The sequence below is a fragment of the Nocardioides alcanivorans genome (genome assembly GCF_021555175.1).
GTDB lineage: Bacteria > Actinomycetota > Actinomycetes > Propionibacteriales > Nocardioidaceae > Nocardioides > Nocardioides alcanivorans.
Genome location: NZ_JAKGRW010000040.1, coordinates 1 through 24,890, shown reverse-complemented (window position 1 = coordinate 24,890; position 24,890 = coordinate 1). Strand labels below are relative to the sequence as shown.

Genomic DNA, 24,890 nt, shown 5'->3' with positions numbered 1-24,890 from the left:
GGTCACGTCCAGGCCGCCCCGCGGCAGGGGTTTCGCGTCGACGACCTGAGCGGCGTCGATCCGCAGTCGCCCCGACTCACGCAGCGACTCGATCAGCAGCGCGCTGGACGGTGGCATCCGGTGGCGGAGCGTTCCCACTCGGCGGCGACCCTCGTCAGGAACGCGGCACGTCCCTCGTCGTCGAGCCGGCTCCAGAGCTCGGCCACGCGGAACCGCAGGCCGTCGACGGCGGGACGCCAGTCGCCCGTGCTCGTGCGCACGTCCCTCAGGTGCCGCGTGGCCCGCTCGACCAGGCCGTCGAGGTCGTGCGGCCAGTCGGCGATGTCGGGGATCACGGCCAGCTTGGGCTCGACGAGGTGGCGGCGGGGCAGCCGGCCGCTGCAGGGAGACGGCAAGGAGCCGGCGATCGGGGCGGTTGCCGGCGCCCGAGAGGAGAGGACGACGTCGACCATGGTGAGCCCGGTGCCCACGATGAGTACGTCGCTGGGTCCGGTCCGGTCACGTCGGATGACGTCCAGCGCGCCCGGGGCCCACGGGTCGGGGACGAAGAACGCGGAGTCGCGCAACGTGGCAGGCGCCCAGCGGGCACCGACCTCGGGCAGGCCGGTGGCCACCACGACCGCGTCTGCCGCGATCCGGGAGCCGTCCTTGCCTACAACCGCCCATCCCTCGCCGTCACGCACGATGCCGGTGGCGAGCAGTCGCCGGTGCTGGACGGTGACCAGGTCGTCGGCGGCTGCGAGCTCCTGGGTGAGCACGTCGTCGAGGTAGCGGGCGAACCAACGGCGCGGCACGAACGCGTTGGGATCCCCCATGCCCTGCTGCTCGCGGGCCAGCCAGGAGACGAAGTGACCGGGCTCCTCGGGGAACGCGGTCATGCCGGACGCCGGCACGTTGAGCAGGTGGTCCTCGTCCGGCGTCCCGAATGCGACGCCCCGCGCCCAACGGTCGGTCGGGTCGAGCAGCACCAGGTCGACGGGGGTGGTGCGGCGGCGTGCGCTGCGGGCCAGGTGCAGGGCGGTCAGGGTGCCCCCGGCGCCGGCACCGATCACGACGATCCGCGGGCGGGCGCCACCGGGACAGGCGGGTTCGAACATCGCAACCTCCAGATTAAGTTCATAAACTCTCCCGACTCAATAGATTAACAGGACGAGTGACGTCTCGGGGTCGGCGAATCGCCACTGCTCAGGGCATCAGCGACCGGCCGACCGTCACCGAAAGGTTGACTTCGGTTGTCCTCCTTTGGCCGACGCGAACCCGCCACCCCCGTCGCTACCGTGCAAGGCCCACCCGGTGGTCGACGCTGTCTCAGCGCGACCCGCACAGAAGGTCACGGATGAAGATCTCTCGGTCCCTCCAGCGGTTGGCCGCGTTGGCAGCCCTCGCCGCACTTCCGGCCGCCACCCTCACGGTGCTGCCCGTATCCCCCGCTCACGCCGACGAGGTCGTCACCATCTCGGGTCAGGAACTGCACGAGGCGCTCTTCGTCGCCGGCGACATGTCCCGCCTCAACCAGAATCCGCGCGAGGCGGTCCTGGAGCGTGTGCTGCAGGCAATGTATGAGCTGGAGCCGCAGCTGCCGGTCGCTGAAGCGCGTGCGGAGATCGAGCAGATGCGTGCCGACATGGACGAGGTTGCGGCCTCTGAGCGGGCCGCGGCGAAGAAGACTGCCAGCAGGGCCGCCGCCGACGGTGAGGCCCCGACCGGCCCGGACCGCGTGTCCGGGATCTTCCGTGTCCGTCACTACCTGGAGATGCTTGAGCAGGAGGCCGCCCAGGCGGCGAAGACCGAGAAGGCCAAGCGGGCCGCCCGCAAGGTCGTCAAGGAGTCCTTGGTCAAGCAGGCCGACGAGAAGTCGCTGCTGGCCATCAGCCCCACCCAGGAGATCTGGAGCGGACTGGGCGACTACGGCTACTTCTCGGGCGACGAGGTGGCACGGGACTCGTTCCGACAGGCCGCGATCAACAGCTACTACGCCGAGGCGCGTGACCAGGAGTGGGCCGCTGAATCCGGTCAGTCCACGACCTCCTCCAGCATCCAGCAACGCGTCGCCGATCCGGACCTGGCCGGGGCCAGCGGGATCACTGACGGCATCAGCGGCGAGACCCTCACGATGTCGGGCCAGGACGCACTGACCGAGGCGGACAAGGCTCTCAACGGGCCGGACGGCCTCGGCGTGGCCAACGCCGCGGCGCTGAGGACCGCAGCAGCGCTCGCTGATGCCGAAGAGGCCGTCGCCAAGGCCAAGACGCCTGAGGAGAAGCTCACCGCCGAGCAACGACGTGAGCAGGTCAAGAAGCAGTGGGAGGGCCACCTCTCGACAGCCAAGGACGTCGTCAAGACCACGGAATCGGTCCTCAAGCTCTCGGTGTGGATCGTCGACAAGTTCGACCCGGAGGCCGCCAAGCAGATCGAGGAGGTCGGAAAGGTCGTCACCAAGACGGCCAACCAGCTGATCGAGATCGGGACCCACGTCCTCAACGGCGTGATGAACGTCGTGAGCGGCAACTGGGTCGCGGCGGCCGGCAACCTGATCGGCGGGATCATGGGGGTCTTCGGACTCTTCGACGACTCGAGCTCCCAGCCGGCTCCCGACCCGGTCCTGGTGGCGCTCGAGGACCTCACGGTGCAGATCGAGGACTTCAGGCAGGAGATGCACGAGCGCTTCGACCGGATCGACCTTGCCCTCAACACCGGTTTCACGGCGATGACCGACGGTCTCAACCAGATCCTCGTCGCCCTCGGCGACGTCAACGCCGACCTCAGCGAGGTGAAGTCGAACCTGGTGAACGTGCAGTCCTCCCTGATCCGCCTCGAGGCCCGCCTCTTCACGAGCTTCCGCGCTGTCGAGGGTCGCCAGGTGGCGCAGGCGATCAACTCCGCCATCGGCTATCGCGAACGCACCGGCGCCCCGATGCTGCTGCAGCAGTTCGAGGACTGGGCCGGCTTCTTCTACACCGGTGCCACCAGCTCGGCCAAGGACGCCGTCGCGATGGCTCCGGTCGCCGCCAGCTACGACGCAGTGAGCATCGCGCACCAGTTGGACGAGAACCCGCTCGACATGAACGTCGAGTTCCTCAGCCAGTACGCGGCCGAAGCCGGCGGCACCCGGCTCGCGAGCGCTGGGAGCCTGGTCAACCCGCGCGACTGGGCGCTCTCAGCGCGGGCGCTGGAGCTCCTGATGCTGGAGAATCCGGAGTTCGTCACCCCGACCTGGCGGCGACGCCTCGCGGAGGTGCGGACCGAAGGGGTCAAGTTGCGCACCGCACTGGCCAAGATCCACGCCGAGGACGCGGCCAGCGGCACCGGCAGCGCGCTGTTCAACTCGCTCCTCCTCGAGTACCGCACCGACTGGCGGGCCGTGGACGGCGCTGTGCGCGCGGCGATGCAGCCGGTGCTGGACACCGTGCCCGGCGGGGTCGATCTGTGGAAGGGACCCCGCCAGTCCGTGCCGGCTCCGGTCCTTGCGAACACCAATCTGAAGGTCGGAACCGGAGACCCGACACGTCCCTGCACGTCGAATCAGCAGCTGCCCTTGGGCCCGGGGCTGTCCTATGCCGACCACGTGCCCCCACAGGTCACGGTCGCCGTGGCGCTCAGGATCGGCGTCGTCAACATGTGCGCCGACGCCAGCTATGTCGACGAGCGCCATGACATCAAGGTCACCAGGGTCGGTCGCTTCGGTCGGATCATCACGACGACGACCGACACCTTCTTCGCGAAGCCGAACGCGAAGGTGCGGTGGGACTACACCCACACTGCTGGAACTCCCCAGGGCAGGTGGCTGGCGCATGCCCAGCGGACCTGGCCCGAGCAGGAGATCTGCAAGACGATCACCACCGTCGACGACGGCGGCTCGCTCGACCCGGACGACTGGGTCACTGACGTCGAGGACACCTGCGCCGGCACCTCGCCCGAGCTGACGCTGCAGCAGAAGTGGGGCAGCAACGGGCCGAGCTTCGACTGGACCAACGACGACCAAGACATCCAGGGCGAGATCACCGGCATGGTCGACGGCTGGATGCGCACCAAGCAGAACGAGGTCTATGCCGCCGTGAAGAACACCTTCACCAGGGCCGGCGGCTCACCGGCGCAGTCGGCCGCCGCCGAGCTGTATGCCACCAAGCGCCTGATCCAGTCCTACCTGGAGGTCGGCGTACCTGCTGATCTGCTGGTGGACGGCGAACTGCGCGGCCTCATTGCGGGCACCGAGGACCTCATCGATGACGAGGGCGATCTGCAGGGTCCGTGGATCGATGCCCACGACAACAGCAAGACCGAGTCGATCAACCCACAGGACGTGCTCAACGCCACCGCCACCGCGCGTCTGACGGCTCTGGAGGGACACATCACGGACCACATCAAGGGTACTGCGACGGATCCGGTGCCCCCGGTGGAGTTCCGCGCCGACCCCTTGCTGCAGACCACCATCGACCGGCTGGCCCTGGTGGCCTTCGTGCTGGACGAGACAACTGATCCAGGCTGCGTGGTCGAGCCGGGCGCCACGGCTGCCGCGCAGGCCAAGCTCGCCAAGGTGAAGAAGAAGCTCACCACCCTCAAGAAGCGCCTGAAGAAGGCCAAGGTCGCCAAGAAGGCCGCGAAGGTGGCGAAGAAGAAGGCGAGCAAGCCGGCCAAGAAGCAAGCGGCCAAGAAGAAGGTCCGCAAACTCAGCCAGAAGGTGACCAAGCTCAAGAAGAAGGTCCGCAACACCCAGACGAAGGTGCGCGAGGCGAAGGCAGACCTGGCCATCCTCTCCAACCGCTGCCGCTAGCAGCCGACTCGACGGGCTCGCAGTCGTCACGCCAGGGAAGGAGCATCTCTTCTGCGGGACAGGTCAGGTCGCTGACGTCACACCCACCATGACGCGGCGACGTACGTCGGCAGCCCGGCGTGAGCGGCCCGTTGCGGGGCGTCTTCGTAGGTGACTTGGAATGCCACCTCACGCCACGCCACCCAGGCCGGGGTGAGTTCGATGCTGGCCGACAGGACTCCACAGTCCATATCGCCGCAGAAGCAGTAGGTGAGACCGACGCGCCCGTCACGAAATGCACTTTCTGACACGGCGTACGGGACGCCGGATCGAGGGAAGAGACCCAGGATGCGCTTCGGCTTTCGATACCACTGGATCTCGAATGTCGGCGCCGGGACCGGTTCGCCGAGCAACCGCAGAAGGTTCTCCTTCGCGAACTCCTCATCCATGCCCCCAAGCATTCCTACGTTGTCATCCTGGTGCAGTTCGTTGAGGGTGATCCCGTCGATGGTGAAGTCCCAACTGACGACGTGGCTGTCCGGTTGGTCGTCGAGGTTCGGGACGCGATGCTCGACCCGCCGCAGTCCCAGAACATTCACCGGCCCAATGTATCGGCGACTCCCCTTGCCAAGCGGCCGGAGCGAACCGTGAGCGGCACGGGTTCGTCTCAGGCAGCGCATTCCCGCCGTAGGATCTGCGGGTGATCGTTGAGGGCGTGGACCCGCGAAACATCGAGTGGGAAGTGGACCGGCCGGCCTACCGGGTCTACTTCTGGCACCAACCACCCGCGCCCGCTGGCGTCGCGCCGACAGAGTTGATGTGGCACTGCGAAGAGTATCGATTGTCCGACGTGACCGATGTGGAGGAGATCCTCGGCTGGGCTCGTGCACGAGCCACCCCCGATCAGACTGTCGTCGTCTACGCGGAGTGTGGCGACCTTGGCCGCAGCGGACTCGTCCGTCTCTGGGGAGTGGATCCCAGCGACAGTCGGTAGCCCACAGGTCTGCCATGTCCCTCGATGGGATCGTCACTTCACGGCGTTCAGGATTCCGCGTCGGACGGCGTGACGCCTCCCCTCGTCGCTGCATCGTCGGGGCACGGATCTCCGAACGCGGCTGGAGAATCGGTGCAGCGACCGCCGATTTGAGTGCTTGCGATCTGGTCGTAGTTCCACTTGTCGATCTCGTCCACCCAGGTCCCGTCAGCACGCAGGAGGCGATGCGCGATGCGCTTTCTCCAGCCGTCCGCAGTCGACCGATCATGAAGGGGTGGAGCTCAGCGGCCATGAGAGGCAAGTCGCGGGTCGTAGCCTCTGTCGGACAAGTGAAGGCTGCCACCGGTGAACCGAAGCTGGCGACCGCACGGTCGACGTAGGCGCTGTGCTGGTCACGAACCGACGAGATTGTCGCGTAGGTGCATCAGGACCACGTGGTCGAAGTAGAGCCTGTCTGCGATTGCGTACATCGTGAGCCGGTCATCGGCCAGGGACAGGACGTAGCCCTGGACGCGTCCATGGTCGTACGAGTCAAGCCGATCAGGTGCACGACCCGATCCGAGAGCACCCGATGCTCGCCGAACGTGATCCCTGCGGAGATTGAAGATCCAGTCAAAGTGCTGGGAAACGCCAGCGGGCCATGCTTCGACCCCTTGTTAAGGACTCAAGCACGGCCCGTGACCTACGTGTTGGTGGAGCTGAGGGGACTCGAACCCCTGACCCTCTGCATGCCATGCAGATGCGCTACCAGCTGCGCCACAGCCCCATCTGTTTCGTGGCCGTTCCCGGCCCCGCAACGTCGAGAATACTAACCATGTCCCGATCCAGATGTGAAATCGGGCCCCCACCCACCGCCCCATCCGGTGGTCGAGCCTGTCGAGACCACCTCGCCTCGCCCACCCGGAGGTCGAGCCCACCGAGACCGTTCGTTGGTCGAGCCCGCCGAGACCTCGTTCCGGCAGTGCGGCCGGTGGTTGTCCACAGCCTGAGTCCCGGTGCCCCAGGTTGTGTCGGAGCCAAATGTTGGACTGGTTCCATGATCGAAATCGACGCCCGTCACCAGCCGTACGAGGTCTCTGACCTCGATGGCGGGACCCTGCTTGGTTTCATGGCTGAGAACCGCGTCGTTGAACTCAAGATGGTCCGCAGCAAGCTGCGGTTGGCTTATCAGTGGGCGATCCTGCACCCGCCGTCTCCGGAGCACCCGAAGGCGGTGGTGGGTGACGAGACCCTGTTTCCCTCCGACTGTGAAGACAGGATCTCGGGTGACGGCACCCCTGATGTCGCCCTGTTCGCGGTGGAGGAGCTCGCCGCATCGGCCGGGATCTCGCGTGCTGCTGGGTTCGCTTTGGTCGCCGATGCCCTGGATCTGGTGCACCGGTTGCCGCTGTTGTGGGCGAAGGTCGAGGCCCTGGAGATGCCGGGGTGGAACGCCCGCCGCGTCGCCCTGCTCACCAGGAAACTGTCCTATGAGGCGGCACGGTGGTTCGACGACCACCTCGCCGCCACCGGCCTCACCGGCTGGCCCACGATCGAGAAGTGGTTGGCGATGGCCATCGCCAAATTCCACCCCGAACTGGTCAAAGACCGCAGCGCGGCGAAGGGCAAGGCTGATTGGGGTGTGTGGCTGCACCACCCCCACGCCGGACACGAAGAAGGAGCCGGCGGCATCGCCGGCACCTCCGAGTTGCAGGCCGTCGGTGAATCCTTGGACCTCACCAGGTTCATGGACTTGTTGTCTGCCGAGGCCGAGACGATGCGGCGTCTGGGTGACACCGACACCATCGACCAACGCCGTGCCAAAGCGATCGGGCGGCTCACCGACGACACTGCGGCGGTGGGCGGCGAGCCGGTGGTGGGCGAGCCGGTGGTCGGGGTGAAGCCGGGTCGGTTGGCCACGACCCCAGGCCCGTTCGGACGCCGTCGTGGGTTGCGGGTGATGGCCCACGTCAACCTCGCGGACCTGTTCGCGTTGGGCCTCGACCCCCACGAGTTGGGGTTGGACGGCGACGGCATCGCCTCCACCGACCGGTTGGGGCAGGTCCTCACCACCCAGCTACGCGACTGGCTGGCCCGTCACGGTTCGCTTGCGACCATCACCCCGGTGGTCGATTTGAACAGGACCGATGCGGTGGATCGTCATGATCCACCCGAATGGATGGACACCCTGGTCCGGTTGCGTGACCCGCACTGTGTGTATCCCAACTGTGAACGCTCCAGCTGGGACGCCGACCTGGACCACATCGACCCCTACCTTCCACTTGGTGAGGGTGGTCCGCCCGGGCAAACCCGGCCCGAGAATCTGGCGCCGTTGTGTCGGCGTCACCACCTGATGAAGACCCACGGTAGGTGGCGTTATCGCCGGGCCAGGGACGGAACGTATATCTGGACCAGCCAGCACGGCAGGACCTGGCTGGTCACCCCACAAGGCACCCACGACACCAGCGACACCAGCTGAGCCCCGCTGAGCACCACCAGCCATCGGCCAACAGCACGGGGCACAAGCAGCGCCTGCCGAACAAGCACCACCCGCCCACCCCGGGAGAACACACGTCTCCCGGGGCACAGGCACGCCCACACACCGACCGGAGGGGTCTCGACAAGCTCGACCAACGGGGTACGGGCTCGACCACCGACGTAGGGACTCGGGCAACGGCGTACGGGCTCGAGCGGCGGGGTGCGGCAATGGTCTCGACAAGCTCGACCGGCGGGGATGCCATGGGCTCGCGAACAGGATCCCGGTGGTCGAGCCTGTCGAGACCAGCTCTGACCCGCGGGGAAAGGTCTCGACAAGCTCGACCAACGGCGTACAGGTCGACCAACGGCGCACAGGGCCGGGGTGGGACGTCCGGGGTTGCCGACGGAGCGTCAAGGGGCTTGGCCGCGGCGGGCGCCCACCCAACGCAACCCACCCAAAGAGCCGCGCGCACGACGCGCCGCCCCAGCGACGGAGGTTGCCCCGGACGGCACGGCCCGGGTCGGGGTCTCGACAAGCTCGACCAGCGAGGATGCGGCAGGGGTCTCGACAAGCTCGACCAACGGTGGCGCGGGTCTCGACAAGCTCGACCAGCGAGGATGCGGCAGGGGTCTCGACAAGCTCGACCAACGGGGCACGGGCTCGACCACCGGGGTGCCAGCTCGACCAATGGGGGCGGGCTCTGGTGGAGGGCGGCGTCAGGCGGGTGCGGTGAGCGCGAAGGCTGCGAGGCTCCATCCGGCTGGCGCGGTCCGGGTCTCGGCCAGGACCGCGACACTGCAGTTGGGCAGGCTTCCGAGCGCGTTGAGCACGACCGGCTGCCCTGTCATCGCGAGCACGGCGGCCTTGATTGCTTGGCCGTGCGACGCGACGAGCGCCGTACCACCTTCAGGAAGTCCGGCAGCGACGTCGTTGAGCGCCTCGCACATCCGCTTGGCGACATCGGGTACCTGTTCGGCGCCGGGGATCAACCGGAAGTCGCTGCGTCGGAACTGCGCGAACTCCTCGGGGAACTGGCCACGGTACTCGTCCCAGGTCAGTCCGGCCCGCTCCCCCAAGTTGAACTCCCTGAGCCGTCCGTCGACGTGCACCGGCAGCCCGAGCACCTCGGCGGCGTACTCAGCGGTCACCCGCGCGCGCACGAGGTCAGACGTCCACAGCAGGCACGGCTCGAAGCCGGCGACCCACGACGCAGCGGCACGTGCCTCGGCATGCCCGACTTCGTCGAGCGGCTCGTCGACGTGACCCTGGACGCGGCGCTGGAAGTTCCAGGCCGTCCGTCCGTGGCGCAGCAGGACGATGCGGCGGCTCACTGCTCTCCGCGTGCCTCTTCGGGCAGGTCGATCGCGGGGCAGTCGTTCCAGAGCCGCTCGAGAGCGTAGAAGTCACGCTCCTCCTCGTGCTGCACGTGCACCACGATGTCGCCGTAGTCGAGCAACACCCAGCGCCCGTCCTTGTGTCCCTCGCGACGGATCGGCTTGGCGCCGAGTTCGCGGAGCTTGTCCTCGACCTCGTCGACGATCGCACGCACCTGCCGGTCGTTGCCGGCAGAGGCGAGGAGGAAGGCATCGGTGATGGCAAGCTGCTCGGAGACATCGAAGGCGACGACCTTCTGTGCGAGCTTGTCGGAGGCTGCCAGCGCCGCCGCGTGGATGAGGCCGAGGGCGTGGTCTGTGGCAGTCATGAGTTCTCCGCAGGATAGAGGTCGTACTTGGCCAGGTATTGGACGACGCCGTCCGGCACGAGGTACCAGACCGGTTCGCCGCGCATGGTGCGTTTGCGGCACTCGGTGGACGAGATCGCCAGCGCCGGGATCTCCACGAGCGTCACCTGCTCGGGAGGGATGTCGGTGAGCATCGACGGGTCCATCTCGTAGCCGGGGCGGGTGCATCCCACGAAGTGCGCGAGCTCGAACAGCTCGCGCGCATCGCGCCACGTGAAGATGTTGGCCAGCGCATCTGCACCGGTGATGAAGTAGAGCTCCGCGTCAGGATGTTGCGTCTGGAGGTCGCGCAACGTGTCGATCGTGTACGTCGGCCCGATGCGATCGATGTCGACGCGCGACACCCCGAACCTCGGGTTCGAAGCCGTCGCGATCACCGTCATCAGATAGCGGTGCTCGGCCGGCGACACGACCCGATCGGACTTCTGCCACGGCGCCCCGGTGGGGACGAAGATCACCTCGTCGAGGTCGAACCACGACTGCACCTCACTCGCCGCCACCAGGTGGCCGTGGTGGATGGGGTCGAAGGTGCCTCCCATGACACCGATCCGACGGCGTCCGGGCTCCTGATCACTCACCGGCGGGGCAGCTCATGTGGCTCAGCTGTGCTCTCGGCCGCCAGCGATCATCAGCAGCACGAAGAGGGAGAACAGCAGGGTCCCGAGCGCGATGCCACCGATGACGAACGGGTTGACTGCCGGGTCACCGGTGGACTCGGACGCGGTGATGACGAAGGAGGTCAGCGACATGGTGCAGATCCTAATTGATCGGTTCGGGAGTCAGGCCACGGGCCGGAGGTCAGCGGATGTGGCCGTCGCCGGTGACGACGTACTTGGTGCTGGTCATCTCGGGCAGACCCATCGGTCCACGCGCGTGCAGCTTCTGCGTGCTGATGCCGATCTCCGCACCGAAGCCGAACTCCCCACCGTCCGTGAAGCGCGTCGAGGCGTTGACGAGCACGGCAGCGGAGTCGACCTCGGCCACGAACCTGCGCGCCGCACTCTGGTCCTCGGTGACGATCGCGTCGGTGTGACCGGTGCTGAACTCACGGATGTGTGCGATGGCCTCGTCGATGTCGGCGACCACCTTCGCGGAGATCTCCAGGCCGAGGAACTCCGCGGCGTAGGACTCGTCGTTGACCGGGGTGATGCCGTCGTACTCGCCGAACCTGTCGTCACCGTGGATCTCGACGCCGGCCTCCTGCAGGGCCTCGATGACGGTCGGCAGGAACTCGTCGGCGATCGCGGAGTGCACCAGCAACGCCTCGGCCGAGTTGCACACGCTGGTGCGATGCGTCTTGGAGTTCATCACGATGTCGAGCGCCTTGGCGAAGTCTGCGCCGGCGTCCACATAGACATGACAGTTCCCGGTTCCGGTCTCGATCACGGGCACCGTGGACTCCTCCACCACGCTGCGGATCAGCCCGGCGCCGCCCCGCGGGATGAGTACGTCGACCAGGCCGCGGGCACGCATCAGGTGCTTGACCGATTCGTGGCTGTCTCCCGGGACGAGCTGCACCGCGTCAGCCGGCAGCCCCGCACTCTCCACCGCACCGCGCAGCGCCTCGACGATCGCCACGTTGCTTGAGCGTGCGCTCGAGGAACCACGCAGCAGGACGGCGTTGCCGGACTTGAGGCAGATGCCTGCCGCATCGGCGGTCACGTTGGGACGAGCCTCGTAGATCATGCCGATCACGCCGAAGGGCACCCGGACCTGACGCATCTCCAGCCCGTTGGCGAGAGTGCTGCCGCGCACCACGTCACCGACCGGGTCAGGCAGGCCGGCGACGTCGCGCAGTCCCTGAGCCATCGCCTCGAGGCGGCTCCGGTCGAGACGCAACCGATCGATCATGTGGGCACCCGTGCCCGCATCCTCGGCACGGCGCACATCCTCTGCGTTCGCCGCAAGGATCGGGCCAGAGGACTCCAACAGGGCGTCAGCCATCGCGTGGAGCACTGCGTCCTTGGTGGCGCGCGTGGCGAGGGCGAGGGCGTGGCTGGCAGTTCGGGCCCGCCGGGCAGCGTCGACGACTTCCTGTTCGGTGCTCATGTCCACAAGCCTAGTCAGCGACGCCCTTCGCGCGGCTTTCGTCTCACCCGGCACAGAAATAGTTCGGTCCGACAAGCAACCTGGAGCCCCGGTGACGCGTCTACCCGGTGTGGGAACTCTCCCCACTCACGAAGGAGGAAGCGTGAAACGTCTCGGATTCCCGATCGCCGCACTCGCGACGCTCGGTCTCGTCCTACCCGGTGCCGCCCACTCGACCGGGCAGGCAGCCCATGCGGTCGCGCCGGACACGGCTGCCGACAGCTCGCCGCTGGTCCTGAAGGGTGCGAAGAAGGCAGTCGTCTACACCTACGGCAAGGCCAAGCGCGCCGAAGGCGACTACGGTCTCGCGCTGTCGGCACCGGACGCAGCGATGGAGATCCGCACCCACCGTGCCGACTGGAAGAGCCCCCTCACGACGGTGTGGCACTCCCCCGACGGCGAAGTTGCCCTGCCAGACGGCATCCAGAAGGACTGGGACGGTCTGAGCAAGTTCCTCAAGGTGGAGGTCCGCAACACCATGGGGAAGCTGGTGCAGACCAAGAAGCGCAACGTCTGCCTCAACTCGTGGAGCACCCAACGCAGCAACCCTGACGCGCCACTGCGCAACCCGTATCCCGACGGATGCCCCTACAACCCGTTCACGATCGGTTCGGTCCAGGGCATCCAGCAGGGCTGGATCAGCAACGTCTCGGAGGCCATCGGCCATCTCAAGGTCGGCAAGGGCAAGTACGACGTCACCGCCACCATCACCCCCAAGTGGCGCAAGGCACTCGGCATCTCCGCCTCGGACGCCACCCACACCTTCCGCCTCGTGGTGAAGAAGTGGAGTGAAGAAGAGGAGCACGCCCACCGCACCGCACCACGCACACAGCAGCGTCGTACGACGACACTCAAGCCCGCGGCCAAGCCCACCGCCGACAGCGCGGGTGCTCCCGCCGGACCGTTGCCCGACCTGCAGTCGATCCCCGCCTACGGCATCGGCCTGTCGCGCAACGGCAAGAACCTGAGGTTCTCCGCCACCGTGTGGAACGCCGGCAACAGCCCGATGCTCGTCGACGGCTTCCGGCGCGGCAACAAGGACATCATGGATGCCTACCAGTACTTCGTGGACGCCGACGGCAACCAGACCGGGTACGAGAAGGTCGGCACGATGATCTGGCACAAGGCTGCCACCCACAACCACTGGCACTTCGAGGACTTCGCCCGCTACACCCTGCTGCGGGCCGACAAGACCGAGGCGGTGCGCTCCCGCAAGGAGTCCTTCTGCCTGGCCAACACCGACGCGATCGACTACACGGTGGACGGCGCCGACTGGCGCCCCGACAACACCGACCTCGCCACCGACTGCGGCGACCGCTCCTCGGTCTCGCTGCGTGAGGTGCTGGCCGCTGGCTCGGGCGACACCTACGCCCAGTTCCGTGCCGGGCAGGCGTTCCGTGTCAACAAGTTGCCCAACGGCGTCTACTACATCGCGGTGGAGGGCAACCCCGAGGGCAACCTCGTCGAGTCCGACACCACCAACAACGTGGCGCTGCGCAAGGTCAAGCTCAGCGGCAAGGGAGCCAACCGCAAGGTCAAGGTCTTCCCCGTCGGCATCATCGACGACAGCGGATACTCCGGCGACATGTACTGACCCGGTCGCCCCTGACCGAAGACACGAGGACGCCGTGGCCCGATCGGGCCACGGCGTCCTGTGTCGTGCGTGAAGTGAGGATCAGCGCGTCACTTGCGCTTGTTGATCTCCTCGGTCACGGCCGGGAGCACGGTGTGGAGGTCGCCCACCACGCCGAAGTCGACGAGCTCGAACATCGGAGCCTCTTCGTCCTTGTTGACCGCGACGATGGTCTTCGAGGTCTGCATGCCGGCGCGGTGCTGGATGGCACCGGAGATGCCGTTGGCCACGTAGAGCTGCGGCGAGACGGTCTTGCCGGTCTGACCGACCTGGAAGGTGTGCGGCTTCCAGCCGGAGTCGACCGCGGCACGCGAGGCACCGACTGCAGCACCCAACGCGTCGGCCAGGGCCTCGACTGCGGAGAAGTCGCCACCGGTGCCACGACCACCGGAGACCACGATGGCGGCCTCGGTCAGCTCCGGGCGGCCGGTGGACTGGCGCGGCTGCGAGGCGACGATCTGGGCAGCCTTGGCGGCGTCGGAGATCGTCGGGGCGAAGGCCTCGACGGCACCGGCGCCGGCAACCTCTTCGGGAGCGGCCGAGTTGGGCTTGACCGTGATGATCGGCGTGCCCTTGGTGACCTTGGCCTGCACCGTGAAGGAGCCGGCGAAGACCGACTGCGTGGTGACCGGACCGGCCTGCACGTCGACGGCGTCGGTGATCAGACCGGAGTCGATCTTGACGGCGAGGCGGGCCGCGATCTCCTTGCCCTCCGCGGAGGAGGGGATCAGCACGGCGCCGGCAGAGGTCTTCTCCACCAGCTGCTGGAGCACCTCGGCCTTGGGGGCGACGAGGTAGCCCTTGATCTGCGCGTCGTCGACGGCATAGACCTTCTCGGCACCGAACTTCGCCAGCGCCTCGGCCGGGGCGTCGCCGGAGCCGATGTAGACGGCCGACGGCTCGCCGAGACGGCGGGCGATGGTGAGGAGCTCGAGGGTCGGCTTCTTGACCGCGCCGTCGACGTGGTCAACCAGAACCAGAATTTCAGCCATGTTCAAACTCCTCAGATGAACTTCTTCGACGCGAGGAACTCGGCCAGCGCCTTGGCGCCCGAACCGTCCTCGTCCTTGACGATCTCGCCGGCGGTGCGCGGCGGGCGGGCGGTGGTCTCCTCGACGGAGGACCAGGCGACGGAGAGGCCGACCTGGCCGGCATCCACGCCGAGGTCGCCGAGCGCCCAGGTCTCGAGCGGCTTCTTCTTGGCGGCCATGATGCCCTTGAAGGACGGGTAGCGGGCCTCACCGGTCTGGTCGGTGACCGACAGGACGACCGGAAGGGTCGCGCCGATGACCTCGGTGGCGGCGTCGCCGTCACGCTTCGCGCGGATCTGGTCCCCCTGGGTCTCCACCACGGAGGCGAAGGTCACCTGAGGCAGACCGAGCCGCTCGGCGAGCATCGCCGGGACGACGCTCATGCCGGCGTCGGTGGACGCCATGCCGCAGACGACGAGGTCCGGCGTACCGATCTTCTTGATGGCCTCGGCCAGGACGAGGGAGGTCGCAGGCGCGTCGGAACCGGCAATGGCGTCGTCGGAGACGATGACGCCCTTGTCGGCACCCATCTGCAGGGCCTTGCGAACGGCGTCAACGGCGCCCTCGGGCCCGATGCAGAGTGCGGTGACCTCGGAGTCGTCGCCCAGCTTCTCCTTGATCTGGAGAGCCTGCTCCACGGCGTATTCGTCGAGCTCCGACAGGAGCCCGTCTACGCCAACTCGGTCGACGGTGTTGTCCGACTCGAACCGCCGGTCGGCGGTGGCGTCGGGCACGTGCTTCACGCAGACAACAATGTTCATGGTGGTTGTGGCCTGGACGGCCCCTCCTGTGTGCAGTCGGTTCCTGAACCGCAGTGCGGCCAGCATCGTGGAGGCTACTAGGTAGTCATCAGGTCACGGAATACAGCCCACGATGCGATAAGTCACAAAGTACTGTCGAAAATCCCGACGACCCCGTCCGACCGAAGCCGAACGGGGTCGCCGTGAGGACGATCAGGTCACTTGACCTTCACGTTGCCCTTGGCCGTCGAGGCCTTGACGTTCTTGTCGCCGGCGTACTTCGCGGTGACCTTGTACTTGCCCTTCTTGAGCTTCTTGACCGCCACCTTGGCGACGCCCTTCTTGTTCACCTTGACGTTCTTGGTGACCTTCTTCTTGCCCTTCAGGGTGACCTTCACCTTGCCGGTCGCCTTGACCGACGTGGTGGAGGCGACCTTCACCTTGACGACGGCCTTGCCCTTCTTGCCCTTGGCCGTGACCTTGGACTTCGAGCCAGCCTTGACGACCTTGACGGTGCCAATCGCGTTGTCCTGTCCCTCATCGAGGGTGCACGGAACCGCCAGGGGCCCCAACGGGTCGCCGTCGGTGTTCACCGTGAGGTTCACGGTGTAGTCACCGGCAACGAGAGCGGCCGTGGAGCCGACTGCGGCACTGCCGGGGAGCGCCAGCTTGCCCGACGCCTTCACGACCAACGAACCCGACGCGGGCACCGCCGTCTTGGGGATCTTCAGGGACGCCGTGGCGGGCGTCTCGTTGGCAATGACCTGCGCGTCGGCGTCGCCCATGACGCTCTTCCCTCCCAGGAGGTCGCGCAGGCTGCTCACCAGGCCCTCAGGCACCTCGACATCGGCGTTCAGGGTGGGCTGGGCACCCACCTCCACCGTGGCCGGGGCGGACAACGTGGTTACGAACTGCTGGGCGCCGAGAATCGGCACTTCGCAGGTGTAGTTCAACGGAGCACTGTCGGCGTGGGCCGGCGAAGTGATGACGAGCCCGCTCACTGCGAGCGCGGCGGCGGCGCCTCCGACAGCGAAACGACGCAGATGAATCTGACGCATGCGGTTTGATCCTCCCAAATCAACCGGCGGCGGCTGAACGCCGCCAGAGGTCGCCAAGTGGTCTCCTGCCGAGACCGAAACCCTCGTGACCCGCCGGTAACTAGATCACGAAATGACGCATGTGGGAAGGGTCACACGCCAATTCAGGGACAATTGACCCAATCACCCTGCCCCGCGACGTCAGGGCCTGATGAGTCGGTCCGCGATCCGACCGACGATCAGCCAGACGACGGCAGCAAGTCCCCAGTTGAAGAGGGCGTTCTTGGTCTCGGCGGAGTCCCCGGAGAACTGCTTGACACCGTTGTCGACGTCGAAGATCCCGAGGTCGAGCCACCCGGCCGCGTCCCTGATGAAGGTCACGGCGCCGTTGTCGGAGTTGGCCTTCAGCGCATAGGTGAGCGCTCCGAGAGCGAGCAGCACGGCGGCCAGCGCGCACAACGCCCACACCAGCTGGGCCACACGTACCCGCACCGTGCTCAGTTCCATCTGCTTGCGCACCGTCCCCGCCTCTCACTCATCGGATGTGTCCGCCGCACCCTATCCAGCACAGGGCCCCATCCGTCCAGGAAAACGAGGACGACGCGCGCAAGCGAGGGGTTCGTCGGGTCAGCGACCGAGGAACTGGGCCTTGCCCGGGCCGTTCTCGACGAACGACTTCATGCCGATGGGGCCGTCCTCCGTGGCGAAGAGGCCGGCGAACTGCTGACGCTCGATCTCCAGGCCCGTGGTGAGGTCGACCTCCAGACCGGCATCGATGCTCTGCTTGGCGGCACGCACCGCGAGGGTCGCCGCGTTGGCGAACTGCTTGGCCCACGCCACGGCCCGCTCGTAGACCTCGGCAGCCGGGTGGAGCTGGTCGACGAGACCGATGGCGAGTGCCTCGTCCGCCTTGACGAACCGCCCGGTGAAGATGATGTCCTTCGCCTTGCTGGGTCCGATCAGACGGGTGAGACGCTGGGTGCCGCCGGCGCCCGGGATGATGCCGAGCAGGATCTCCGGCTGGCCGAAGGTCGCGTCGTCGGCCGCGAACCGTACGTCGGCGCACAGAGCCAACTCGCAGCCACCACCCAACGCATACCCGGTCACGGCAGCCACGACGGGCTTGGGGATCTGGGCAACCGCGGTGAACGCGGACTGCAGGTCACCCGACTCCTTGACCATGTCGGCGTACGACATGTCGGCCATCTCCTTGACGTCGGCACCGGCCGCGAAGACCCGCTCGCCGCCGTACACGACGACCGCCTTGACGTCATCGCGTCGGGTCGCCTCCGTGGCCGCCTCGCGGAGCTCCTCCTGCACCGCGCGGCTGAGTGCGTTCATCTTGGGACGGTCGAGCCGAATGGTGCCGACCCCGTCAGCCACCTCGAACTTCACGAACTCACCCATGCTGTGCCTCCTCGGCGAAAGTCTCGGACTGATCGCCGTCGAGCCTACTGAGCGCGGCGCGCCTGAGTTGAACGTGCCCCGGGGATCGGCAAGGCTCACGTCATGACGGGCCATCTCCCAGCAGTCGGCAGCAATGAACCGCCCCAGCCGGAGTGGTACCGCACCGCCATCTTCTACGAGGTCCTGGTGCGTTCGTTCCGCGATTCCGACGGCGACGGCATCGGCGACTTCAACGGCCTGATCGAGAAGCTCGACTACCTCGACTGGCTCGGCGTCGACTGCCTGTGGGTACCGCCCTTCTACGTCTCCCCGCTGCGCGACGGCGGCTACGACGTCGCCGACTACACCGCGATCGATCCGGCCACCGGCACCATCGACGACTTCCGCGCCTTCCTGGCCGAGGCGCACCGGCGCGGCATCCGGGTCATCCTCGACTTCGTCATGAACCACACCAGCGACCAGCATCCCTGGTTCCAGGCCAGCCGCTCCGATCCCGACGGCCCCTACGGAGACTTCTACGTATGGTCCGACACCGACGAGCCCTACGCCGACGTACGCATCGTCTTCTGCGACGACGAACCCTCGAACTGGACCTGGGACCCGGTGCGCGGCCAGTACTTCTGGCACCGCTTCTACCACCACCAGCCTGACCTCAACTTCACCAACCCTGCCGTCGGAGACGCGATCCTCGACGCCATGGCGTTCTGGCTCGACGAGGGTGTTGACGGCTTCCGCCTCGACGCGGTCCCCTACCTCTTCGAGGAGGACGGCACCGCGTGCGAGTCCCTTCCCGAGACCCACGCCTTCCTGCGCCGGGTACGTCGCTTCGTCGATGAGCGCTGGCCCGACCGGGTGCTGCTCTGCGAAGCCAACCAGTGGCCCACCGAGCTGGTCGACTACTTCGGCGCCGAAACCGACGAGACCGGCACGATGATCGGCACCGAGTGCCACATGGCCTTCCACTTCCCGTTGATGCCGCGCATCTTCCTCGGGGTGCGCCAGGAGTCGCGACTGCCGATCACCCAGATCCTCGCCGAGACGCCAGCGATTCCCGAGAACTGCCAGTGGGGCACCTTCTTGCGCAACCACGACGAGCTCACCCTGGAGATGGTGACCGACGAGGAGCGCGACTTCCTCTGGTCCGAGTACGCCAAGGATCCTCGGATGAAGGCCAACCTGGGCATCCGGCGACGCCTCGCTCCCCTGCTCGACAACGAGGTCGACCAGATCGAGCTCTTCACCGCCCTGCTGCTCTCCCTGCCCGGCTCACCGGTGCTCTACTACGGCGACGAGATCGGCATGGGCGACAACATCTGGCTCGGTGACCGGGACGGCGTCCGCACGCCGATGCACTGGAGCCAGGACCGCAACGGCGGTTTCTCGTCCGCACCCGCAGAGGCACTCCCGCTCCCGATGGTCCAGGACCCGTGGAACGGGTTCGAGGTGGCCAACGTCGAGCACCAGTTGGCCAACACCGCCTCACTGCTGCACCGCACCCGCCGACTGGTGCACCAGCGCAAGCTGCATCCTGCCTTCGGACTGGGTGACTTCACCGATCTCGGCGGCAGCAACGAAGCCGTGTTGGCGTTCCGTCGCGAACACGACGGCGAGGTGTTGCTGTGCCTGCTCAACCTCTCCCGCTTCCCGCAGGCCACGGAGCTCGATCTCGGCAACCACAAGGGCCACACGCCGATGGAACTGCTCGGCGGCACCGCCTTCCCCGAGATCACCGACACCCCCTACGCACTGAGCCTGGGGGCCATGGCTACTACTGGCTGCGACTCGCCTGACCGCCGTGCCTAGACTTCGGCTCGGAGGATGAGGCGATGCAGCTGAGCAGTTCGCCCCCGGCAGGCCGCCTGGGCGCACCCGTGGTGCTGCTGCGCGCGCTCCTGCTCGCAGCGGTGATCCTGTCGTGCGCCGCCTTCTCCCATGTCATCGCCGACGGGTTGCTGCCGTCGACCTCCAGCCTCGGCTGGCTGCTGCTGGGCACGGCCGTCGTGGTCCGCTGGTTCCTGCACCACCCGGCCAGCCGGATGCGTCTGCTGGCCCTCGTCGTCGGCGGGCAGGCGGTGCTCCACGCCTTCTTGAGTGTGATGGCCGGCCACGGAGTCAGCCAGACCGCTGCCGGCCCGACAGTCGCGACTCCCACCGGTGCCGGTTCCCTCCTCGATCAGTACGCCGCGAGGCAGGACGCGATCGCCGCTGCCAGCGGACACACCGCCATCGACCCCTCAGCGGTCCTGCTCCACCAGTGGGAGCACCTCGTGGGCACGAGCCCGTTGATGGTGCTCACCCACACCCTGGCCGCCGTTGTCGTGGCGCTGTGGCTGGCTTCCGGCGAACGCGCCCTGGCCACCCTGCTCGCCCTCAGCGCCGATCGGGTCGACGCCGCCTCGCCCCGTCAGGCCGTGGCCCTGCTGGTCTTTGCCGCCACGATCACGACCGCACTGCGACGCTTTCCTGCCGCGCTGCGGCGTACCGCTGCCCTCAGGGTGGCCAGGCCGCATCCCGCATTCGTGCACCGGGTCGTCTCCCACCGCGGTCCACCGGCGCTCCTCGCCCCGAGCACACCCCTTCCCGCGCGCTGACCCACGAGGCAGCGCGATTCCGCCTGCCCTTGAGGAGCACGCACATGAGCAAGACCCTGACCACCCGCACCGCCCTGGCCGCCGTCCTGGTGGCCGCCCTCGCCGGCTTCGCAGCCTGCGGCGACGACAGCGACGACAACGCGTCCGGCACCACCAGCAACTCGTCGACACCCAGTGACGGGACCACCGAAGCCGTCGCGGCCCGCATCTCGATCTCCGAACCGTGGGCCCGCGGCACCGTCGGCAGCACCGACTCGACGATGAGCGCCGCGTTCATGCTGCTCGACAACCCGAGCGACGAGGACATCACGCTCGAGAGCGCCAGCACCGATGTGGCCGGACGGACCGAGTTGCACGAGATGGCCATGAAGGACGGCGACATGGTCATGCAGCAGGTCGACGGCGGGATCGTCATCGAGGCCGGCAAGGACATGCTGCTCCAGCCCGGCGGCTACCACGTGATGCTGATGGACCTGACCCGCGAGCTCACCCCTGGTGAGGAGATCGACCTCACCCTGGGCTTCTCCGACGGCAGCTCGGTCACGGTGACCGTCCCGGTGAAGGAGTTCACCGAGGAGGAGGGGCACTACCACGAGCCCGGCACCCCGGAGCACACCCACGGTGGTGACGACAAGGTCGTCGAGGAAGACGGGCACGAACACTGATGGAGACCCGTGGCATCGGGCGGCGCAAGCTGCTCGGTCACGTGGGCAGTGCTGTGGCGGGAGCGGCGATCGCCGCTCCCGCCACGGCGGCGCTGCTCGACTCCCGATCGAGTGATCGTGGCTCGCGCAGCCCCGGCGGCATCGCGGCCACCCCCGTGATCAGTCCGTACGGCGCCCACCAACCCGGCATCGCCGCCCCGCCTCCCGCAGCGAGCACCCTGGTGGCACTCGACCTGCACGATGACGTCGACCGCGCTGCCGTCGTACGCCTGATGAAGGTGTGGACCACCGATGTCGTGGCCCTCGCGGAGGGACGCGCAGTGCCGGGCGATCCTGCCCGTGACCTGTCCCAGCCTGCCCGGCTCACCGTCACCGTCGGCCTGGGCCGGGCCCCCGTACGCCGCTTCGGCCTGGACGCGCCCGGGCTGGTGGCCGTCCCCGCCATGAAGCACGACCGACTCGAGGAACGCTGGAGTGGTGGTGACCTCGTCCTGGTCGTGGGTGGAGCCGACGGCACCAGCGTGGCCCACGCCGTACGCACACTGGTGCGCGACGCTCGCCCCTTCGCGTCCGTGCGCTGGCAGCAGTCGGGCACCTGGCGGGGCACCGACGGTGCAGGCAAGAGGGTGACCGGGCGCAACCTCTTCGCGCAGGTCGACGGATCGGCCAACGCACTTCCCGACACCGATCTGTTCGACCGGACCGTGTGGATCCCGCGCGGCCCGTGGACGGGCGGCACCACCCTTGTCGTGCGTCGGATCCTCATGGACATGGATGAGTGGGAGCGGCTGACCCGTGTCGAGATGGAGGCCTCCGTCGGTCGCGACCTGGCCACCGGAGCACCACTGACAGGCGGCGAGGAGCTCACCGACATCGACCCGGACGCCCGCGAGGAGGGTCGCTGGGTGATCGCCCGTGACGCCCACGCGTTGCGAGCCCATCCCAGCCTCAACGGAGGTGCCCGGATCCATCGGATCGGTGCCAACTTCACCGAGACGGTGACCGACGCACGCGGCACCCGGGTGGAGACCGGCCTGCTCTTCTCCTCCTACCAGGTCGACGTGGAACGTCAGTTCACCCGGATCCAGCAGAGCCTCGACGAGTCCGACGCCCTCAACGAGTGGACCACCGCGGTCGGCTCGGCCGAGTTCGCCGTCCTTCCGGGCTTCCGGGAGGGCGGCTGGCTTGGGGACGGGGTCATAGGGTGAGGCCGTGTCCTTCCCCGATCTGACCGACGGCACCGTCCGACTCGCCGACCACGTCCGCGATGGCGACCGGGAGACCTTCACCGTCGTCCGTGACGGTGCCGCAGTGGGCACCGTCGAGCTGCACCACGTCGGCGCCGGCACCGGTCGGTTGGTGTGGCGGCTCGGGGAAGCGCACCGCGGTCGTGGCAGCGCCACCCGGGCCCTGCGCCTGCTCACCGACTGGGCGATGACCGAGACCGGACAGGGTGGACGCGGGCTCGGACGGGTGGAGGCCCGGGTGCCTGCCGACAACCGGCAAGCCCTCGGCGTCGCCACCCGGGCCGGCCTGCTCCGCGAAGGTGTCAGCCGCTTGGTGCCCGGTCACCAGAGCGAGACCGAGCAGGTCCTGCTGGCGAGGATGGCCACTGATCCCCCGCTGAGCGACCCCTCGTCGTTCCGGGCGCTCCTCAACTCGTTCCTGCCGCGCAAGCGCGCCATCGGCCAGCTGTTGGTGCGCGATCCCGAGGGCCGGGTGCTGCTGTGCCACCTCACCTACAAGCGCGACTGGGACCTGCCCGGCGGGGTGGTGGAGGTCGGCGAGTCACCCAAGCTCGCGGTCACTCGCGAACTCGAGGAGGAGCTCGGCCTCGAGCTGCCGGCCGGCGAGCTCCTCCTCACCGACTGGCTGCCGCCGTGGGGCGGCTGGGACGACGCGGTCTGCCTCGTCTTCGACGGGGGCGTCCACGAGGCCGCACTCCTCGACCGTGCAATCTACGAGGCCCGCGAGATCCGGGAGGCCCGCTTCCTGACCCTCGACGAGATCCGCGACCGGGCGGCCGACTTCACCGCGCGCCGCATCGAGGCGGCGCTGGCAGCGCTCGACGGCGGCCCCGGTTACACGGAGTCCGGCCGGGCCTGAGCGCGCTGCGGGCTCAGCCCCGGCAGCTCAGAACAGCGCCGACGCGAGGTTCTGCCGACCCCGGATGACCCGCTCGTCGGAGTTCCCGACGGCGGCGAAGAGGCCGAGCAGATGGGTACGGGCGGCGTCGCGGTCGTCGTCGGAGGTACGACGCACGAGGTCGATCAGGCGGTTGAACGCGTCGTCGACGTGACCGCCGAGCATGTCGAGGTCGGCGACCATCGTCTGCGCGGCGATGTCGTCGGGGCGCTCCGCCGCGGCAGCGCGAGCGGCATTGAGGTCGACGCCCTGGGTGCGCTGGAGCACCTTGGCCATCGCCAGGCCGGCGGCGGCCTCGGTGTCGGCCGGGTTGGCGTCGACGAGCTTCTCGTACTCGGCGACCGCGCCGTCGATGTCACCAGCAGCCAGTGCGTCCTGGGCCGGAGCGTAACGCGGGTCGAGTTCCTCTCCTCGTCACCCGCCACCGCCTGCGAACGCGGCTGGTGACGGTCGACGATGCCCTGCGCCGTGAGCTGCTGGGTGAGCTGGCCGAAGAGGGTGCGCAGCTCGTCGATCGACAGCGCACCGGGCACCGGCTGGGTGACCGGGCGACCATCGAGCAGCACCATCATCATCGGCACCTGCGGGATCTGCATCGCCTGCGCGATCTGCGGCACGGCATCGATGTCGACGAGGGCGACCAGGAAGCGGCCCGCGTTCTCATCGGCGACCGTGACCAGGTCGCTGGCCATCGCAGCGCTCTCCGGCGCGCGGGAGGCGGAGTGGAAGAAGACCACGACCGGGGCGATGCGTGACTCCTCGAGCACCGACTGGAAGTTCTGCTCATCGATCTCCACCGCGTAGGCGGAGCCGAGACGGTCTCCTGCAGCTGCGCCGGCGGGGTTCGCCGGGACACCGGGGGCAGGCTGGCCGAGGCCGGAGAGGTCGAAGGCACCGGGACGCGAGAACGGCTGCTGACTCATGACATCCATCTTCCCTGATGGGGGGTGAGCATGCGCCAAATGGGTAGGGTCAGCGCCGTGACCGATTACTTCGCTGGCCGCTACGAGCTGCTCGAGCAGATCGCCTACCGGCGGCATGGGCTCGGTCTGGTGCGTCCGTGATCCACGCCGACGGTCAGGTGAAGGCGGCCAAGATCCTGGGCCAGTCCGACGCCGCTTCGCTGCTCCGCTTCGTACGCGAGCAGTCGATGCGCATCGACCACCGACACGTGGTGACCCCCCAGTCCTGGGCGGGCGTGGACGACCGGGTGCTCTTCACCATGCCGATGGTGCGTGGCGGGTCCGTCGCCGACCTCCTTCGCGACCACGGGGCACTCCCGGGTCCGTTGGGTCGGCGAGATCCTCGACCAGACCTTGCAGGCACTGGAGGCCGTGCACGCGACCGGCATCGTCCACCGCGACGTGAAGCCGGCCAACCTCCTGCTCGAGCTCCACCGGCGGTGGACGCCCGCACGTGCGGTTGACCGACTTCGGGATCGCCGCCCCTCTCGACGAGCCGCGGATGACCCGTGCGTCGATGGCGATCGGCACACCCGGCTACATGGCGCCCGAGCAGTGGTACGGCGCCGACCCCGGACCCGCGCGCCGACCTGTACGCCGTCGCCGCCGTCGGCGTGGAGATGGCGTCACCGGCGTGCGTCCTCCGAG

At 67.9% G+C, this 24,890-nt stretch carries 23 protein-coding genes, 1 tRNA gene and 1 pseudogene; 10 read left to right on the top strand and 15 right to left on the bottom strand.

The window, feature by feature from the left end:
* Positions 1-92: 92 nt before the first annotated feature.
* Entirely contained in the window at positions 93-1,097 is a 1,005-nt protein-coding gene (locus tag L1066_RS17790) for an FAD/NAD(P)-binding protein (RefSeq protein WP_235737560.1), read from the bottom strand.
* Between the two features lie 239 nt (positions 1,098-1,336).
* Between L1066_RS17790 and L1066_RS17785 the strand changes: the two genes are divergently transcribed.
* Entirely contained in the window at positions 1,337-4,771 is a 3,435-nt protein-coding gene (locus L1066_RS17785) for a hypothetical protein (protein WP_235737559.1), read from the top strand.
* 77 nt (positions 4,772-4,848) lie between these two features.
* Here L1066_RS17785 and L1066_RS17780 read toward each other — a convergent pair whose 3' ends face one another.
* Positions 4,849-5,349 (bottom strand): hypothetical protein, encoded by a 501-nt coding sequence (locus tag L1066_RS17780; protein WP_235737558.1) that lies wholly within the window; start codon positions 5,347-5,349, stop codon positions 4,849-4,851.
* 1,085 nt (positions 5,350-6,434) lie between these two features.
* Positions 6,435-6,510: transfer RNA gene (locus L1066_RS17775), tRNA-Ala, on the bottom strand.
* Between the two features lie 270 nt (positions 6,511-6,780).
* Between L1066_RS17775 and L1066_RS17770 the strand changes: the two genes are divergently transcribed.
* Positions 6,781-8,202, top strand: a complete 1,422-nt coding sequence (locus L1066_RS17770; protein ID WP_235737557.1) for an HNH endonuclease signature motif containing protein — start codon at positions 6,781-6,783, stop codon at positions 8,200-8,202.
* A gap of 716 nt (positions 8,203-8,918) precedes the next feature.
* Here the strand turns inward: L1066_RS17770 and L1066_RS17765 are convergent.
* The 5 genes from L1066_RS17765 to L1066_RS17745 are packed head-to-tail and all read right to left on the bottom strand — an operon-like array spanning position 8,919 to position 11,992.
* Positions 8,919-9,533 (bottom strand): histidine phosphatase family protein, encoded by a 615-nt coding sequence (locus tag L1066_RS17765; RefSeq protein ID WP_235737556.1) that lies wholly within the window; start codon positions 9,531-9,533, stop codon positions 8,919-8,921.
* Positions 9,530-9,904, bottom strand: coding sequence for a ribosome silencing factor (gene rsfS / locus L1066_RS17760; RefSeq protein ID WP_235737555.1), 375 nt, complete (start codon positions 9,902-9,904; stop codon positions 9,530-9,532). The genes L1066_RS17765 and rsfS overlap by 4 nt, the downstream gene beginning before the upstream one ends.
* Positions 9,901-10,521 carry a nicotinate-nucleotide adenylyltransferase gene (gene nadD, locus L1066_RS17755; protein ID WP_312008161.1) on the bottom strand — a complete coding sequence of 207 codons (621 nt, stop codon included), beginning with the start codon at positions 10,519-10,521 and terminating at the stop codon, positions 9,901-9,903. Before nadD ends, rsfS begins: the two co-directional genes overlap by 4 nt.
* A gap of 21 nt (positions 10,522-10,542) precedes the next feature.
* Positions 10,543-10,692 (bottom strand): hypothetical protein, encoded by a 150-nt coding sequence (locus tag L1066_RS17750; protein ID WP_235737554.1) that lies wholly within the window; start codon positions 10,690-10,692, stop codon positions 10,543-10,545.
* A 49-nt stretch (positions 10,693-10,741) separates the two neighbouring features.
* On the bottom strand, positions 10,742-11,992 hold the full coding sequence (locus tag L1066_RS17745; RefSeq protein WP_235737553.1) for a glutamate-5-semialdehyde dehydrogenase: 1,251 nt from the start codon (positions 11,990-11,992) through the stop codon (positions 10,742-10,744).
* Positions 11,993-12,134: 142 nt separating this feature from the next.
* Between L1066_RS17745 and L1066_RS27975 the strand changes: the two genes are divergently transcribed.
* Positions 12,135-13,625, top strand: coding sequence for a lysyl oxidase family protein (locus L1066_RS27975; RefSeq protein WP_235737552.1), 1,491 nt, complete (start codon positions 12,135-12,137; stop codon positions 13,623-13,625).
* 89 nt (positions 13,626-13,714) lie between these two features.
* Here the strand turns inward: L1066_RS27975 and L1066_RS17735 are convergent, their stop codons facing one another.
* From L1066_RS17735 to L1066_RS17715, 5 genes are all read right to left on the bottom strand, one after another.
* Entirely contained in the window at positions 13,715-14,656 is a 942-nt protein-coding gene (locus tag L1066_RS17735; protein ID WP_235737551.1) for an electron transfer flavoprotein subunit alpha/FixB family protein, read from the bottom strand.
* An 11-nt stretch (positions 14,657-14,667) separates the two neighbouring features.
* Complete coding sequence (locus tag L1066_RS17730) at positions 14,668-15,438, bottom strand: electron transfer flavoprotein subunit beta/FixA family protein (protein ID WP_235737550.1); 771 nt, start codon at positions 15,436-15,438, stop codon at positions 14,668-14,670.
* 215 nt (positions 15,439-15,653) lie between these two features.
* A complete protein-coding gene (locus L1066_RS17725) occupies positions 15,654-16,493 on the bottom strand; it encodes a DUF6801 domain-containing protein (RefSeq protein ID WP_235737549.1) in 840 nt (279 codons plus the stop codon).
* A 180-nt stretch (positions 16,494-16,673) separates the two neighbouring features.
* A complete protein-coding gene (locus tag L1066_RS17720) occupies positions 16,674-16,991 on the bottom strand; it encodes a hypothetical protein (protein ID WP_235737548.1) in 318 nt (105 codons plus the stop codon).
* A 108-nt stretch (positions 16,992-17,099) separates the two neighbouring features.
* On the bottom strand, positions 17,100-17,879 hold the full coding sequence (locus L1066_RS17715) for an enoyl-CoA hydratase/isomerase family protein (protein ID WP_235737547.1): 780 nt from the start codon (positions 17,877-17,879) through the stop codon (positions 17,100-17,102).
* A 102-nt stretch (positions 17,880-17,981) separates the two neighbouring features.
* Here L1066_RS17715 and treS point away from each other — a divergent pair, with 102 nt between their 5' ends.
* The 5 genes from treS to L1066_RS17690 are packed head-to-tail and all read left to right on the top strand — an operon-like array spanning position 17,982 to position 23,241.
* Positions 17,982-19,682 carry a maltose alpha-D-glucosyltransferase gene (gene treS / locus L1066_RS17710; RefSeq protein ID WP_446499919.1) on the top strand — a complete coding sequence of 567 codons (1,701 nt, stop codon included), beginning with the start codon at positions 17,982-17,984 and terminating at the stop codon, positions 19,680-19,682.
* Positions 19,683-19,705: 23 nt separating this feature from the next.
* Positions 19,706-20,470 (top strand): hypothetical protein, encoded by a 765-nt coding sequence (locus tag L1066_RS17705; RefSeq protein ID WP_235737546.1) that lies wholly within the window; start codon positions 19,706-19,708, stop codon positions 20,468-20,470.
* Between the two features lie 44 nt (positions 20,471-20,514).
* Entirely contained in the window at positions 20,515-21,135 is a 621-nt protein-coding gene (locus L1066_RS17700) for a copper chaperone PCu(A)C (protein WP_235737545.1), read from the top strand.
* Positions 21,135-22,343: a Dyp-type peroxidase gene (locus tag L1066_RS17695; protein ID WP_235737544.1), complete on the top strand. Its 1,209-nt coding sequence runs from the start codon at positions 21,135-21,137 to the stop codon at positions 22,341-22,343. Before L1066_RS17700 ends, L1066_RS17695 begins: the two co-directional genes overlap by 1 nt.
* Positions 22,344-22,347: 4 nt before the next feature.
* Complete coding sequence (locus L1066_RS17690) at positions 22,348-23,241, top strand: NUDIX hydrolase (RefSeq protein ID WP_235737543.1); 894 nt, start codon at positions 22,348-22,350, stop codon at positions 23,239-23,241.
* Positions 23,242-23,268: 27 nt separating this feature from the next.
* Here the strand turns inward: L1066_RS17690 and L1066_RS17685 are convergent, their stop codons facing one another.
* Complete coding sequence (locus L1066_RS17685; protein WP_235737542.1) at positions 23,269-23,556, bottom strand: tetratricopeptide repeat protein; 288 nt, start codon at positions 23,554-23,556, stop codon at positions 23,269-23,271.
* 284 nt (positions 23,557-23,840) lie between these two features.
* Positions 23,841-24,203: pseudogene (locus L1066_RS17680) on the bottom strand (thioredoxin domain-containing protein); the annotation flags it as partial.
* 137 nt (positions 24,204-24,340) lie between these two features.
* Here L1066_RS17680 and L1066_RS27970 point away from each other — a divergent pair.
* Positions 24,341-24,706 carry a hypothetical protein gene (locus tag L1066_RS27970; RefSeq protein ID WP_235737541.1) on the top strand — a complete coding sequence of 122 codons (366 nt, stop codon included), beginning with the start codon at positions 24,341-24,343 and terminating at the stop codon, positions 24,704-24,706.
* A partial coding sequence (locus tag L1066_RS17670; RefSeq protein WP_376707700.1) for a hypothetical protein occupies positions 24,615-24,890 on the top strand: 276 nt, incomplete at its 3' end. The genes L1066_RS27970 and L1066_RS17670, both read left to right, overlap by 92 nt.